14 protein-coding genes, 1 tRNA gene and 2 pseudogenes are annotated in these 15,934 nt (G+C 35.1%); 12 read left to right on the top strand and 5 right to left on the bottom strand.

Annotated elements, in window-relative coordinates; genetic code table 11:
• Nucleotides 1-16 precede the first annotated feature (16 nt).
• The 3 genes from ACGH6Q_RS10735 to yegQ all read left to right on the top strand — a co-directional run bounded on the left by ACGH6Q_RS10735 (nucleotide 17) and on the right by yegQ (nucleotide 2,402).
• Entirely contained in the window at nucleotides 17-130 is a 114-nt protein-coding gene (locus tag ACGH6Q_RS10735; RefSeq protein ID WP_411592788.1) for a tail fiber assembly protein, read from the top strand.
• 562 nt (nucleotides 131-692) lie between these two features.
• Nucleotides 693-884 (top strand): thermostable hemolysin delta-VPH, encoded by a 192-nt coding sequence (locus ACGH6Q_RS10730; RefSeq protein WP_174798388.1) that lies wholly within the window; start codon nucleotides 693-695, stop codon nucleotides 882-884.
• Nucleotides 885-1,058: 174 nt separating this feature from the next.
• Nucleotides 1,059-2,402 carry a tRNA 5-hydroxyuridine modification protein YegQ gene (yegQ, locus tag ACGH6Q_RS10725; RefSeq protein WP_411592787.1) on the top strand — a complete coding sequence of 448 codons (1,344 nt, stop codon included), beginning with the start codon at nucleotides 1,059-1,061 and terminating at the stop codon, nucleotides 2,400-2,402.
• A gap of 60 nt (nucleotides 2,403-2,462) precedes the next feature.
• Here the strand turns inward: yegQ and proA are convergent, their stop codons facing one another.
• The 4 genes from proA to gpt form a co-directional block, all read right to left on the bottom strand.
• Nucleotides 2,463-3,716, bottom strand: coding sequence for a glutamate-5-semialdehyde dehydrogenase (gene proA, locus ACGH6Q_RS10720; protein ID WP_411592786.1), 1,254 nt, complete (start codon nucleotides 3,714-3,716; stop codon nucleotides 2,463-2,465).
• A 173-nt stretch (nucleotides 3,717-3,889) separates the two neighbouring features.
• Nucleotides 3,890-4,999, bottom strand: a complete 1,110-nt coding sequence (gene proB, locus ACGH6Q_RS10715) for a glutamate 5-kinase (RefSeq protein ID WP_411592785.1) — start codon at nucleotides 4,997-4,999, stop codon at nucleotides 3,890-3,892.
• Between the two features lie 22 nt (nucleotides 5,000-5,021).
• A complete protein-coding gene (locus tag ACGH6Q_RS10710) occupies nucleotides 5,022-6,278 on the bottom strand; it encodes an alpha/beta hydrolase (RefSeq protein ID WP_411592784.1) in 1,257 nt (418 codons plus the stop codon).
• Between the two features lie 23 nt (nucleotides 6,279-6,301).
• Nucleotides 6,302-6,838, bottom strand: a complete 537-nt coding sequence (gene gpt, locus ACGH6Q_RS10705) for a xanthine phosphoribosyltransferase (RefSeq protein ID WP_081296839.1) — start codon at nucleotides 6,836-6,838, stop codon at nucleotides 6,302-6,304.
• 146 nt (nucleotides 6,839-6,984) lie between these two features.
• Here gpt and ACGH6Q_RS10700 point away from each other — a divergent pair, with 146 nt between their 5' ends.
• The 6 genes from ACGH6Q_RS10700 (at nucleotide 6,985) to serC (ending at nucleotide 14,696) form a co-directional block, all read left to right on the top strand.
• Entirely contained in the window at nucleotides 6,985-8,448 is a 1,464-nt protein-coding gene (locus ACGH6Q_RS10700; RefSeq protein WP_411578480.1) for an aminoacyl-histidine dipeptidase, read from the top strand.
• A gap of 237 nt (nucleotides 8,449-8,685) precedes the next feature.
• A complete protein-coding gene (argC, locus tag ACGH6Q_RS10695) occupies nucleotides 8,686-9,696 on the top strand; it encodes an N-acetyl-gamma-glutamyl-phosphate reductase (RefSeq protein ID WP_411592783.1) in 1,011 nt (336 codons plus the stop codon).
• 77 nt (nucleotides 9,697-9,773) lie between these two features.
• Nucleotides 9,774-10,553, top strand: a complete 780-nt coding sequence (gene argB, locus ACGH6Q_RS10690) for an acetylglutamate kinase (RefSeq protein WP_411592782.1) — start codon at nucleotides 9,774-9,776, stop codon at nucleotides 10,551-10,553.
• 104 nt (nucleotides 10,554-10,657) lie between these two features.
• Complete coding sequence (locus ACGH6Q_RS10685) at nucleotides 10,658-11,902, top strand: argininosuccinate synthase (protein WP_065590520.1); 1,245 nt, start codon at nucleotides 10,658-10,660, stop codon at nucleotides 11,900-11,902.
• 174 nt (nucleotides 11,903-12,076) lie between these two features.
• On the top strand, nucleotides 12,077-13,450 hold the full coding sequence (argH, locus tag ACGH6Q_RS10680; RefSeq protein WP_411592781.1) for an argininosuccinate lyase: 1,374 nt from the start codon (nucleotides 12,077-12,079) through the stop codon (nucleotides 13,448-13,450).
• Between the two features lie 160 nt (nucleotides 13,451-13,610).
• Nucleotides 13,611-14,696, top strand: a complete 1,086-nt coding sequence (gene serC, locus ACGH6Q_RS10675) for a 3-phosphoserine/phosphohydroxythreonine transaminase (RefSeq protein WP_411592780.1) — start codon at nucleotides 13,611-13,613, stop codon at nucleotides 14,694-14,696.
• 74 nt (nucleotides 14,697-14,770) lie between these two features.
• On the opposite strand, the gene ACGH6Q_RS10670 is transcribed toward serC, so the two are convergent.
• Nucleotides 14,771-15,130: a DUF4156 domain-containing protein gene (locus tag ACGH6Q_RS10670; RefSeq protein WP_174798382.1), complete on the bottom strand. Its 360-nt coding sequence runs from the start codon at nucleotides 15,128-15,130 to the stop codon at nucleotides 14,771-14,773.
• A 216-nt stretch (nucleotides 15,131-15,346) separates the two neighbouring features.
• On the opposite strand from ACGH6Q_RS10670, the gene ACGH6Q_RS10665 reads away from it, so the two are divergent.
• The 3 genes and pseudogenes from ACGH6Q_RS10665 to ACGH6Q_RS10655 form a co-directional block, all read left to right on the top strand.
• Nucleotides 15,347-15,423, top strand: a tRNA-Ile gene (locus tag ACGH6Q_RS10665).
• Nucleotides 15,424-15,583: 160 nt separating this feature from the next.
• Nucleotides 15,584-15,682 (top strand): annotated as a pseudogene (locus tag ACGH6Q_RS10660) (integrase); the annotation flags it as partial.
• A gap of 105 nt (nucleotides 15,683-15,787) precedes the next feature.
• Nucleotides 15,788-15,934: pseudogene (locus ACGH6Q_RS10655) on the top strand (IS3 family transposase); the annotation flags it as partial.

Genomic DNA, 15,934 nt, shown 5'->3' with positions numbered 1-15,934 from the left:
TATCATTGATTTAGATATGCAAGAAGCCGACGAAGAAGCGCAGTTAAAGGCGTGGAAAAAATATCGAATCTTGTTAACGCGTGTTGATGCGTCTGATATCAACGCTGTATTCCCTGAAAAACCACAATAAAATCAAGACACACTATCAATCTTCAACTTACAATACTCAACAGCGTCAGCTAACATCACAAAATCAGCGATATCATATAGTGTTTTTGCTGTTTGATAGAACACGTAATTGTGCTCGTTGTCGCTGTTGATAATGTAGCATTCGCCCGTAATTTCATTTTCGAAGTCCTCGGGCGTTTGACGAATGTAAATTGGTAGCGTGTAGTTTATTGTTATCATGATAAGCGAAAGTGTGAACTTTTTGGGTATTTTATATTGATTGTATTTTGATGTGAATTTGTGATGTGAAATTTTGAGAAAATGGTCGCAAAAAGTGTTAGAATATGTGAGAATATAATTGAATAACTTATTGATATTTAACGATGAAAAAATCGATAAAAAGTACTGTATATTCTAAGTTATTTTTGTAACCGATTGATTTATAATGATATGTTTTCGGATTGCAAATCCGTCTACCTCGGTTCGACTCCGGGACGCGCCTCCATTTTTTAAATTAATCAATTTTTATTTTTTTCAGTTATATTTATTTTTTAATTTTGTAAGCTAATTTATTAACATTATTTATGGGCTACTTTAATTATCATGCAAAAGCAAAGAAGTTAATCAAAAATGGTAAACTTGTTAGATATGAGTTTGTGGATAATTGGAATGGTATTAAACCTGCATTAGTTTTATATTTTAAAGAGGTTAATCCCATGCCAATTAGAGAATACCGATGGGATGAATATTTACCATTATTGAATAATAAAACCTAACTTATCCTACTTAAATAAAGTGAGAAGTGTCGAGAAAAGCAATAACTGAAAGTTTTTTATAGCTTGGAATATAATAAATTTGCCAACAGATAGGCTAAAGCGTAAAATGCCCATCCTATTTTGCTTAACCTATTACTTATAAGTAATACTGACCTGAAATCAGAGGCATTTTTAATGACAAATTTATATGCAAAACCAGAATTACTTTCTCCTGCCGGTTCTTTAAAAAATATGCGTTATGCTTTCGCATATGGTGCAGATGCTGTTTATGCCGGCCAACCGCGATATAGTTTACGAGTTCGTAATAATGAATTTAATCATGAAAATCTAGCAATTGGCATTAACGAAGCACATGCTCAAGGTAAGAAGTTTTATGTAGTTGTGAATATAGCACCACATAACTCGAAGTTAAAAACTTTTATTCGTGATTTAGAACCCATTGTAAATATGAAACCTGATGCCTTTATCATGTCAGATCCAGGTTTAATCATGTTAGTTCGCGAACATTTTCCTGATATGGAAATTCACTTATCTGTACAATCGAATGCTGTTAACTGGGCAACAGTAAAATTTTGGCATAAAATGGGATTAACTCGAGTCGTTTTATCGCGTGAATTATCACTTGATGAAATTGCTGAAATCCGTGAAAAAGTTCCTGAAATGGAGTTAGAAGTGTTTATCCATGGTGCATTGTGTATGGCATATTCTGGGCGCTGCTTGCTTTCGGGCTATATTAATAAGCGTGATTCAAATCAAGGGACATGTACTAATGCCTGCCGTTGGAAATATAAAGTTGCTGAGGGTAAAGAAGACGAAGTGGGGCAAATTGTACATAAATGTGAACCGATCTCGGTAAAACAAGTTGAACCAACATTAGGAATTGGTCAAACTACTAGTAAAGTATTTATGCTTGAAGAATCAGGTCGCCCAGGTGAATATATGCAAGCTTACGAAGATGAGCATGGTACATATATTATGAACTCAAAGGATTTAAGAGCAGTGGAACTAGTAGATGATTTAACAAAAATTGGTGTACATTCGCTCAAGATTGAAGGAAGAACTAAATCTTTTTATTATTGTGCAAGAACAGCACAAGTGTATCGCCAAGCTATTGATGCGGCGAGTGAAGGTAAACCTTTTGATCCTCGCTTGTTACAAGAGCTTAATGCACTTGCTCATCGAGGGTATACGGAAGGATTTTTACGTCGCCATAAGCATGAAGAAATGCAAAACTACGAACATAGCCATTCAGTTTCGGAAAGGCAACAATTTGTTGGTGAGTTTAGTGGTGAGCGATTAAATGGATTGGCTGAAGTTATCGTAAAAAATAAATTTTCTGTTGGGGATAGCGTTGAAATGATGACGCCGAAAGGTAATAAAATTTTCACGATTGAGCGAATGGAAAACAAAAAAGGACAACCTGTTCCTGCTGGTTTAGGCGATGGCCATATTGTTTATATTCCGATTTCTGAAAAAATCGATTTAAATTATGCATTATTAATGCGTAATTTTGATTAGTTTGGTTAAGCATAAAAAACTGTTCGGGATGTCCGAACAGTTATATTAAACAGAATTTTATTATTGACGAATTAAATTGTCTCCATAACCTATCCATTTATAGGTAGTTAACGCTTCGAGTCCCATTGGTCCGCGTGCATGTAGTTTTTGTGTACTAACTGCTACTTCTGCACCTAATCCAAATTGCCCACCATCAGTAAAACGTGTTGATGCATTGACATAAACTGCAGCTGCATCAACCTGATTTACGAACTGTTCTGCATTAAGCAAGTTACGCGTGAGAATGGATTCCGAATGACCCGTACCATACTCGCGGATATGCTCTACAGCCAATTCAAGTGAATCAACAATGATCACGTTTAAATCTTTTGATAACCATTCTTGCTGTAATTCTTCATTTTTTACTGGTAGGATAGTTGCATTACCTGTTTTTAATATGTCATAACAGTTTTGGTCAGTATGTAATACGACGTTATTATCTGCCATGACCTGACAAAGTTTTGGTAAAAACTTCTCCGCAATATTTCGGTGGACTAGTAACGTTTCAAGCGTATTACAAGTGCTTGGACGCTGAGTTTTGGAGTTGACAATAATTGGTAGAGCATTATCAACATCAGCACTTTCATCAACAAAAATGTGACAGACTCCAATACCACCTGTAATGACAGGTATTGTTGAATGTTCACGGCATAATTTATGTAAAGATGCACCACCTCGGGGGATAATCATATCGATATACTTATCGAGTTTAAGTAACTCATGAATATATTTACGATCAGGATTATTAATACATTGAACAGCTGTTTGGGGTAAACCAACTTGTTTTAACGCTTTTTGAATAACAGAAATTGTGGCCATATTAGTATTGATTGTTTCTTTACCCCCGCGAAGTATTGCGGCATTGCCTGTTTTTAAACAAAGAGCTGTAATATCAATTGTTACATTTGGTCGAGCCTCGTAAATCGCACCAATAACGCCAAGTGGCACTCTGTGACGTTGTAACTTTAAGCCGTTTTCTAAAGTAGAACCATCAATGATTTGACCAATAGGATCAGTTAATGAAATGATTTTACGGACATCATTGGCAATAGATGATAGTCGTTTGGGTGTTAAGAGTAGACGATCTAAAATGGCTTCGTTTAAATTTTGTTTTTTCGCCGCTTGGATGTCCTTTTCATTTGCAATGAGTATACTTGCGCTATGCTGTTCTAATAAATCAGCAATAACCATCAACGTGTTGTTTTTCATTGCGGTAGGACATTGTGCTAGTTGATATGAAGCAAGTTTAGCAGTTTTACCCATTTGCTGTAACATTGTTATCACCACTATTTTATATTACTATTTAATTGTTTTATATTATTTATTTCTTTTAATAATGATTGCTTATCATCATCAGTCATATAATTTAAATCTATCTACTGCTAACCAATTAGCAATTATACCTCCAATAGCTAATCCTATAATTTTTTTCCTTTCTTGTTTATAATTTATTTTATTATCATATCATCACGATGAACAGCAACGTGACCATATTCATAGCCAATAATTTGACTAATTTCTTGAGAATGATGCCCAGCAATTTGCCTTAAAGCATCACTGTTATAACGACTGACACCTCGCGCAATGCGTTTGCCAGATTTGTCGCAAATATCAATAACTTCACCGCGAGAAAAATCTTTCTCTACGCTGATAATTCCTTTAGGTAATAGCGAACTACCATTATTTAAAATCGCATTAACAGCACCATCATCTAATAACACTTTGCCTGCTTTTGGTGCGCCAAACAACCAGTGTTTACGATGTTCTAATGGTGTTTTTTGCGGTGAAAAATGTGTTCCAATCGGTTTATTATTGACAATATCAATAATAACATTTGGTTTATTTCCTGCAGCGATAATAACTTCTATACCCGCACTTCCAGCTACCTCAGCTGCTTGTAATTTTGTGCTCATACCACCCGTGCCAAGCCCTGAAACACTACCACCTGCGATACTTCGCAAATTATCGTCAATATGATCAATTTCATGAATTAACTTGGCATTTTTATCAGCTCTTGGATCGGCTGTATAAAGACCTTCAATATCGGTTAATAAAATCAACTTATCTGCTTCAGCTAAAATGGCAGCTAGCGCTGATAAATTATCATTATCGCCAACTTTAATTTCTGCCGTTGCAACAGCATCATTTTCATTGATGACAGGAACAATATGATTATCTAACATTGCTTTTAAAACGTCTTGGGCATTTAAAAATCTTTCACGATCTTCAAGGTCTGCACGGGTAAGTAACATTTGACCAATATAGATCTTATAGATTGAAAATAGCTGTTCCCAAAGTTGAATAAGCTTACTTTGTCCAACAGAAGCAAGTAATTGCTTTGAAGCAACAGTATTAGGTAGGGTAGGGAAGTTAAGATATTCGCGTCCAGCTGCAATTGCACCAGATGTAACAATGATAATTTTATGTCCATCTTGATGTAGACTTGCGCATTGTCTTATTAACTCAACTATTTGTGCTCGATCAAGTTGTTTTGTTCCACCTGTTAGTACACTGGTGCCTAATTTAACAACCACGATTTGTTGTTTTTTAATAGTCATAGCATATTCTTATTTTTTCACGTTATATAACAGACTTCATCCAATTTACTGATTGTGTTAATGCCTGATGCAAACTTTTTTGTAACTGTGTTTTAGGTACAGTTATTACTTTATTTTGTTTGATTGAATGAATTAATTTTGCTTCACAAAGATCGCTTAACTTATCATCCTCAAAGATGATATTCATAACAGGTACATGACAAGCATGAGTTAAAAGTCCTTGATTTTTTAGTGAAAAATAATTTAATTCTGCTGCCAATTGTTGGTTGGATATTGAAGGTAATCCCAAACGACTAGCTAACATATCTTTATAACTATTCGGTAGATTTTTTTGCAGATCTTTATCAACAAAAATTTGATGAATAAACGGAGTAAAGTTAAATACGCCTTTTATTTTATTTGGCATCAAATAAGCTAAACGTGTGGCAATATGCGAACCAAATCTAAATCCAGCAACAACAATCCGATGATCATCTATCCATGGAACAGAAGACAACTTCTTTAATATAGCTTGATGAATTTGGCTACTATTTTGTGATAAAGCAAAGTTACGGCTATAACCAACAGTTGGTAGATCAACAGTTAGCATGGCAAATCCATGCGGCGCTAAAAATTCACTAAAATAACGATAATAATCGATCTGCAAATTGCCTAACGCATTACAAATCAACACAACAGGGCAAGTCCCTTCGCATTTTGGTAAATGTAAAATTGTTTTGACACTACGATTATCGACTTTAAATTCCAGTTCTTTTATCAAAAATGGCGAAAATTGAAGAGCTTTTGCATAATACTGATAAGCGCATGTTTGGGCATACATTGCTAGTTGGTCATTTTTAAAATGAGGATAACTAGCAATACTTGCATATATGCTGGCTATGAGATAATAATCGTGTAAATTATTTTTATTTTCATCTATAAGATTTGCTTCATCAATTGATTCAGCTTTAGCTTGCCATACTGCCGCTTGATTTAAAAATTCATAGACCCAGTTGCCAGATTGATAACCAACAACAGTGTCTAGCCGGGTATCATTTGTGTGGCGTCGAGTTGAAGCGGCAATTTTTGATAAAACCGCTTCAGCCTCTAATTTGGGTAATCCACGCCAATGCCACAAAATGGGATTAATAATTCGATACCATCTGGAGTCAACTTCCCCATCTAAGGCGCTAATGCTACTACCATTACTATTATCAATGCGATTGATAAGTGTTGAAGTTTCAGGATAATCAAATTGTGGTTTAAATATCTGTTCAGTTAGATTTTCGGTAGTTGCCATAACAACCTTAACTTCCTTATCAATTATTTATGATCGCTAATAGGTTTAACAAACATAACACCTGTATCCCATGGCTGTTCAATCCAAGTATCTTGTGCAATATCGACAACATAATCATCAACAAGTGGTTTACCAGCAGGTTTTGCAAAAATAGTTACGAAGTGAGCTTTAGGGTACATTTCGCGAATTGTATGAGCAGTGTTACCAGTGTCAACTAAATCATCAACAACAATAAAACCTTCACCATCGCCATTAGCTTGTTTTAATATTAGTTTTTCACGTTGATGATCATGATCATAACTTGAAATACAAACGGTATCGACATAGCGAATACTTAATTCGCGCGCTAAAATTGCCGCTGGAACTAATCCACCACGACTAACGGCAATAATACCTTTCCATTGATTTGCAGGTAATAAGCGTTCAGAAAGTTGGCGCCCATAGGATTGCAACATTTCCCAAGTAACATTGAATTTTTTCTTTTCAGCAATAAGTTCTGCTTTATGTTGTTTTTTGGCTTGGATTTCTTCTTCTGTTAATAAAATTTGATCTGTTGACATTGAGTAACCTGCAATTTTAATCGATTGTATGAATAAATAAATATTAATGAACTAAAAATAGATGTAAAATTGCACCTTATTATAATGTGATTCAATAAAAAAAACCACTCATTAATTTATTACATACTTAATATTGAGGTTATATTATGCTTTCTACCTTAACGCCTAAATTTGTTTGGCAGATTTTTAATGATATCTGTAAAATTCCGCACCCATCTCACCATGAACAAATGATAACTAAATATATCGTCGATTTTGCTAAAACTCATGGTATTGATTGCAAACTTGATAAAGTAGGTAATATTTTGTTAAGTAAACCTGCTACCAAAGGTATGGAAGAGTGCCCATCAATTGCATTACAGGCTCATATGGATATGGTGCCACAAAAAAATGAAGGTACTAGTCACGACTTTTTAACTGACCCAATTCAAGCTTATGTTGATGGCGAATGGGTAAAAGCCAAAGGAACGACATTAGGTGCTGATAATGGCGTTGGGTTAGCATCTGCATTAGCTGTTTTAATTGATCCTGCTGTTGAACATGGACCAATTGAAGTATTGATAACAGTATCAGAAGAAACTGGTATGCACGGAGCCTTTGGTTTACAACCTAATTGGCTAAAAAGTCACTATCTAATTAATACTGATTCTGAAGATGAAGGCGAAATATTTACAGGTTGTGCTGGCGGCGTTGACTTTACTACAACCTTTGCTGTTACTTATGCAGTAATGCCAGAAAAGCATGATTGTTATATGAACATTTCACTTAAAGGATTAAAAGGGGGGCATTCAGGTTGTGATATTCATCTTGGTCGTGGAAATGCAATTAAATTGATGGCTCGCTTTTTAGCGCAATATGCACAAGATATCTCGTTTAGATTAGCTGATATAAAAGGTGGTTCACTACGTAATGCGATCCCAAGAGAAGCCTTTATTGAAATTACACTAAATAAACAAGATCTGCCAAAATTAGAAGCCATTGTTAAACAGTATCAAACAATTTTACACAGTGAGTTAGGTCATGTAGAACCTGCTATCGAAATAACGTTATCGGAAGTTGAATCAAACAAAGTAAAACGTGTATTAACTACAGAGCATCAAAATAAAATCATAAGCTGGTTAAATTCAGCGCCTAATGGTGTAGTTAGAATGAGCGATCAACTTCATGGTGTTGTTGAAACATCGCTCAATTTAGGTATTGTTAGTATTGAGGACAATCAACTGAATGTCCATTTTCTTATTCGTTCTCAAGTTGATAGTGCTAAAGATGCGGTTGTATCAACATTGACATCACTTAGCCAATTAGTGGATGCTAATTATGAAATAAGTGGCGGTTATTCAGGTTGGGAACCTAATTTAGATTCACAGCTTTTAAAGCTTGCTAAAGATAAATATCACGAAATTTTTTCTCAGAAAGCCAAAATAATGGTGATTCATGCAGGGCTTGAATGTGGTTTATTTAAACAAAGTTACCCAAATCTGGATATGATATCAATTGGACCAACGATTGTTTCGCCACATTCACCAGATGAAAAAGTTAACATTCAAAGTGTTTATCGTTATTGGGAATTATTGATAGCGATATTAAAATCAGCAACTTTATTAAAATAATCCAACACCTCACCTGCCGATCTTTATCGGCAGGCATTTCGAACAGATTACTCGTGTTTATATTTACTAAAAAACAATTTAATACAACATAATACGTTAGAATATTAGGGTGTCCGCAAAAAATATTTGAAATTAAATTCACAAAAAGTGAATAAAAATTCATTTCGTACTTGTAATAGCCTTATAAATAACCTACTATATGCACATTATTGCATAAAAAATAGATAAGGGTAGGGTATGTTAAAAGCAATTATTGTTGGTGCAAGTGGTTATGCAGGGGCAAAATTAGCTCATTATTTACACAAGCATCCGCATATACAACTTATTGCTTTGACTGTGTCTGAAAACAGCCAAGATGGTGGTAAGCTTATTTCTGATTATGATTTACACCCTCAATTAAAAGGTGTTGTTGACTTACCACTTATTGCCACTGCAGATTATTCTGCCTATATCAATGATCTTGATATAGTTTTTTTAGCTACTGAACATGCAGTCAGCCACAATATAGCTCCTTATTTTTTAGAACATGGTTGTACAGTTTTTGATTTGTCGGGTGCGTTTAGAGTTAACTCTGCTTCTTTTTATTCCGATTATTATGGTTTTATCCATCAGCATCCAAAATGGTTAGATAAAGCAGTTTATGGCTTAGCAGAATGGAATAGTGAACAAATCAAACAGGCACAACTGATTGCTGTACCAGGATGTTACCCTACAGCATCACAATTACCATTAAAACCATTAATCGAGGAGGGGCTATTAGATAATTCACAATGGCCTGTTATTAATGCTGTGAGTGGGGTGAGTGGAGCAGGGCGAAAACCTTCGCATAATAATATATTTTGTGAAGTAAGTTTACATGCCTATGGACTTTTTACTCATCGACACCAACCCGAAATTGCAACACATTTAGGTCAAGAAGTGATCTTTACACCTCATTTAGGCAGTTTTCAACAAGGTATCCACGCCACAATTACTTGCCGAGTAAAAGAAGGCGTTACATCACAAGATATTCTCAAAGCTCTAAATAAATATTACAAAAATAAGCCTTTGATTCGAATTTATCAAAAAGATTGGCCAGCATTAAAATCTGTCATTGGTTTGCCTTATTGTGATATTGGATTTGTATTAAAAGATCGTCATTTAATATTAATTTCTGTTGAAGATAACTTATTAAAAGGCGCAGCAGCACAAGCTGTGCAGTGTATGAACATTCGATATAATTTTGATGAAACCACGTCATTATTATAAAAATGAGTGAATTATTTCAAAGCTCTGTACAAAATTTTTAATGAATTAAAAGTAGGTTAAATTAATAGGAAACTAAAATGAAACCATTAATTATAAAACTTGGCGGCGTATTGCTCGACAATAAAGATGCCTTAAGTAAATTATTTGACGTTATTAGTGAGTACAAAAAAAATTTTCAACGATCATTAATTATTGTTCATGGTGGTGGTACGGTAGTTGATTCATTAATGGATAGGCTTTCTTTACCCGTAGTCCGTCGCAATGGATTACGGGTAACTCCTGCTGATCAAATTGATGTTATTGTTGGTAGCCTTGCTGGCAGTGCCAATACTACTTTATTGTCAGAAGCAAAAAAACAGCAAATAGCAAGTGTAGGACTCTGTTTAGCTGATGGTAATAGTGTAGAAGTTAAACAAATTTCAGAAGATTTAGGTTATGTTGGTGAAGCCAAAGCTGGCGATCCTACATTAATAAATCTACTTATTAATTCGGGGTACCTTCCCATTATTAGCTCGATTGGTATTACTCAAGTGGGACAAATGATGAATGTTAATGCCGATCACGCAGCGGTAGCACTAGCTAAGACCTTAAATGCAGATTTAATATTATTGTCTGATGTAGTTGGCGTACTTGACGAAAACAAACAACGCATTGAATCATTAACTCAATCGCAAGCGGAGCAACTGATTGCTACAGGTGTTATTACAGACGGTATGGTTGTTAAAGTGAATTCAGCTTTCGAAGCCGCCAAGGCCTTAGGACGACCAATTGATATTGCTAGTTGGAAAGAATCCCACCAACTCATCGAATTATTTAATGGGCAATCAGGCACTACAGGCACAAGAATCATTGCTTAGATATTGAGCAGCTATTATATTAAGCTAGTTATCTATATCTAACAATTAATAAAAAAATGTCTTTAACTCATTTTTATCGTCAGTTAATTTAGAAAGGGTATAACATGAAAAAAAGTGGAACAAAAAAGGTTGTGTTGGCTTATTCGGGTGGCTTGGATACATCAGCAATTATTCCTTGGTTGAAAGAAAATTATGGTGGATGTGAAGTTTATGCCTTTGTTGCTAATGTAGGTCAAGATCCAAAAGAACTAAAAGATGTAGAAAAAAAGGCTAAAGCATCGGGTGCAGTTGCATGTAAAATTGTTGATTTAAGAGAAGAATTTGTTAAAGATTACGTATATCCGGTCTTAAAAACAGGAGCCTTATACGAGGGAACTTATTATCTTGGTACCTCAATGGCTCGTCCAATTATTGCAAAGGCGCAAGTTGAATATGCGTTAGAAGTCGGGGCTGATACACTCTGTCACGGAGCGACAGGTAAAGGCAATGACCAAGTGCGTTTTGAAACAACCTATACTGCACTTGCACCACAACTTAAAGTGATTGCTCCTTGGCGTGAATGGGATCTGCGTTCACGCGAAGCATTAATTGATTATTTAAAAGTTCGTAAAATTCCAACAACTGCAACCGTTGAAAAAATTTACAGCCGTGACGAAAACGCATGGCATATCTCCACTGAAGGTGGTGTGTTAGAAAGCACATGGAACCAAGCTAATACAGATTGCTGGGCTTGGACTGTTTCGCCTGAAGATGCTCCAAACCAACCAGAATTAGTGACCATTGGTATTGAAAAAGGCGAAGTAGTTTCAGTAAATGGGAAAAAATTATCGCCATATAACTGTGTTGCAACATTAAATAAAATTGGTGCAAAACATGGTGTTGGTCGAGTTGATATTATTGAAAATCGCTTAGTCGGTATCAAATCGCGTGGTTGTTATGAAACGCCTGGCGGCACAATAATGATGACAGCATTACGTGGTTTAGAACAATTAATATTAGACCGCGACAGCTTTAAATGGCGTGAACAGCTAGGTATTGAAATGGCTTATGTTGTTTATGATGGACGCTGGTTTGCACCATATCGTCGATCAATTCAAGCTGCGGCTGAAGTTTTGGCACAAGACATGACGGGTGAAGTAGTGGTTAAACTTTATAAAGGTAATGCAACTGCCGTACAAAAGAAATCACCAAATAGCCTATATAATGAAGAATTTGCTACATTTGGTGAAGATGAAGTTTATGATCATAGCCATGCAGGAGGATTCATTCGTCTATTCTCATTATCATCACGTATACGTGCTTTAAATGAGGAACAGCAAAAACAAACTGCCAAAAAAGCGAAAAAGTAAACGCCAATTTGCAAATATACTAGTGATAATAATAAATATATACAGGCAACGTCCTGTATATATTGTTCTTGATTAAATTTAATTTTATTATAAAAATAAATATATAAAACGAAAATTGAAATTGTACAGCTAATCATTAAGATAACATTTATTTAAGATAATATTGAGGTAATTATGGCATTATGGGGTGGGCGTTTTAGCCAAGAAGCAGATCAACGATTTAAGCATTTTAATGATTCATTACGCTTTGATTATCGTCTTGCAGAGCAAGATATCATTGGCTCAATTGCTTGGTCAAAAGCATTGGTAACGGTTAACGTTATATCTTATGATGAACAAAAAAAATTAGAAAAAGCCTTAAATGAATTGTTGCTATTGGTTAAACAAGATCCTAACCAAATTTTACAAAGTGATGACGAAGACATACACAGTTGGGTTGAACAAAAACTGATTGAAAAAATTGGCGACTTAGGTAAAAAATTACACACAGGACGAAGCCGTAATGACCAATCAACAACCGACTTAAAATTATGGTGTAAAGACCAAATTCCTCATTTAATTAATACGATAAATCACTTACGCCAATTACTAGTTACAAACGCTGAACAGCACCAAAAAGCCATTATGCCTGGTTACACCCACTTGCAACGAGCACAACCAATTACATTTGCGCATTGGTGCTTGGCTTATTTTGAAATGCTAAGTCGTGATGTCAGCCGTTTAGAAGATACATTGCAACGTTTAGATGTTAGTCCATTAGGCTCAGGTGCATTAGCCGGAACTGCCTATCCAATGGATCGTGAACAATTAGCGCATTGGTTAGGATTTGCTCAAGCAACTAATAATAGTTTGGATTCGGTATCTGATCGTGATCACATTCTTGAACTATTAAATAATGCCTCAATAGGTATGATACACCTATCGCGTTTTGCTGATGATCTTATTATTTTTAATAGTGGTGAAGCCAATTTTGTTGAACTATCAGATCGAGTGACTTCAGGATCTTCACTCATGCCACAAAAAAAGAATCCAGATGCATTAGAACTGATTCGTGGTAAAGTAGGGCGGGTTGCGGGTGCATTAACAGGTGCCTTAATGACCTTCAAAGGTTTACCGCTTGCTTATAATAAAGATTTACAAGAAGACAAAGAGCACCTATTTGATGCACTTGATACTTGGCAAGAATGCTTAGATATGGCAACACTAGTACTAGAGGATATTAAAATTAACTACACAAATTGCCAAGAAGCTGCCAAACAGGGTTATTCTAATGCAACTGAATTAGCTGATTATTTAGTTGCCAAAGGCATACCTTTCCGTGAAGCTCACCACATTGTTGGCGAAGCAGTTGTTGATGCTATTGCAAAGCAAAAAGCGCTCGAAGAGCTTTCGCTTGAAGAACTACAAAAATTTAGCTCAGTTATTGATAATGATGTTTATCCAATATTATCGTTAGAATCATGCCTAGCTAAACGCTGTGCCAAAGGTGGCGTTTCACCACAACAGGTAAAATCAGCGATTGAAGTTGCCAAGCAACAGCTATTATAAACAGCTATATTAATCTAATAACAACTATACCTGTATTATCTGGTATTTTTATACTAAAACACATAGTTACCTGAAACTTTTTAACAAAAAATATGATTGTATATCTGTTCATACAGTGTAAAAATAGAATTCTTTTTTGAATGGATTAAAGTGAAGCATAATGAGTAAAAGTTATAATTTTAGTGCAGGTCCAGCAAAATTGCCTGCTGAAGTATTAAAACAAGTTCAAACTGAATTATTAAATTGGCATAATACAGGCGCATCAGTCATGGAATTAAGCCATAGAGGTAAAGATTTTGACGCTTGCGCTATTGAGGCCACCAACGACCTACGAGAAATCTTAAACATTCCAAACAATTACAAAATTCTTTATTGCCAAGGTGGTGCCAGAGCACAATTTGCTGCAGTTCCATTAAATATTTTAGGAAATAAAACCAGTGCCGACTATATTAACAGTGGTTATTGGAGCCAATGCGCAATCAAAGAAGCCAGCAAATATTGCCAAGTGAATGAACAAAATGTTGTTATCAAACAAAATGGACTAACGGCTGTTAAATCTATGTCAGAATGGCAATTAAATGATAATTCTGCCTATGTACACTATTGTCCAAACGAAACAATTGATGGCGTTCAAATCTTCGAAGAACCCAACTTTGGTGATAAAACCGTTGTAGCTGACTTATCATCGTGTATATTATCGCAACCTATTGACATAAACCGATATGGCATAATTTATGCGGGTGCTCAAAAAAATATTGGTCCATCAGGTATTACCATTATCATTTTGCGAGAAGATCTAATTGGTCATGCAAAAAAAATGTTACCATCAGTACTAGATTACAAAATCTTAATGGACAACGATTCAATGTTTAACACTCCACCTACATTTGCATGGTATTTGTCGGGGCTAGTGTTTAAATGGATAAAAAGTCTTGGTGGACTAAAAGCAATGCAGCAACGAAACCAAGCTAAAGCACAATTACTATATCAATTCATCGATCAATCTGATTTTTATCGAAATAATGTTGCAGTAGCTAATCGGTCAATTATGAATGTTACCTTCTTATCACCGAATGAAGAGTTGGATAAAAAATTTGTAAGCGAAGCAACTCAAGCCAACATTATTGGCATTAAAGGTCACCGAATTGCAGGAGGTATGCGAGCATCAATTTATAACGCTATGGATCAAGAAGGCGTCAATTATTTAATTGATTTTATGCAGCGATTTGAAAAACAAAATAGCTAAATTAACTCAAAATATTACAAGTCATTACTATCAGCAAAAAGGGAGGCAAACCTCCCTTTTTCATTTAATCAGCATTATTTACAGCTATAAACCTCACCAACCATAACCGCATCTGTTGGTGCAATATCAGAAATATATTGCATTGAAGTATCCTGTGCATTATAAATCACATTACCACCCATTGCAGCAGCTTTATTCATCAGGTCAGAAGCCGCATCACGAATAAGTTCACTATGTGTTTTAAGACCAGAAAAAAAACTACTACGACGCCCCTCTGCTTTACCTAATAACTGACAAGAAGCAGCTGGTTTAGTATCAATAAACTGAACTTGACTACCGGCAGAAGTAGTTTGATAGTTAGAACTACTACAAGCACCTAAAAGCAAAGTCGCAACCATCGCAACACCAATGAATAATAATTTTTTTATAGACATAATATTTCCTCAACCAATAAAACAACAATCAATAATAAACTAAATTATTGTAGCAGTTTAATTAAACAAAAAATATCAGTAATTAAACTTGTATAAAATCTAATAAATCACAGGATAATAAATAATCAAACCGACCTATTTTATTAATTAACTATAGCAAATTCGATTTAACTCTATTATAATCGCAACCCTACTAACTAAGTAGCACATCCAAATGGCCCCTTAGCTCAGTTGGTCAGAGCAGTCGACTCATAATCGATTGGTCACTGGTTCAAGTCCAGTAGGGGCCACCATTGCAAGAATCAAGCAAGTTTAAAAACGTTCAAAAAACTTTATCTAACAAGCTTTCTAGTTAATTTACTGTTCAACTAAGCTCATCCTGATTTAACTAAATTCAAACTTTTATGTTATATATTATGTTATACGTTTGAATATAACGTCGAGTTGTATAACATGGTAAAAATAGTTAAGCCTCTTACGGATACCCAAATTAAAAACGCTAAGCCAAAAGAAAAGGATTACACTTTATCTGATGGAGACGAATTATATTTGCAAAAAGACTGGTTCTAAAATATGGCACTTTAATTTGATCCTCGCCAAAAAAGTGGACAAAAGTCGCCTCTATGATATAAACAAAAATTATAGGAGACAAATATCATGGTTAAAAAATTTAGTATTGAATTTAAACAACAATCAGTGGATTATGCGTTATCTAATGCACACCTTTCAACCATCTAGGTGTGGGTAAATCAACCCTAGATAAATGGATTAGGCAACTTTCCCCGAATAAAACTAGCCGTCGAG

It is taken from the genome of Gilliamella sp. BG2 (genome assembly GCF_046635645.1).
Classification (GTDB): domain Bacteria; phylum Pseudomonadota; class Gammaproteobacteria; order Enterobacterales; family Orbaceae; genus Gilliamella; species Gilliamella bombi.
This window is presented reverse-complemented; position numbering and strand designations above follow the sequence as displayed.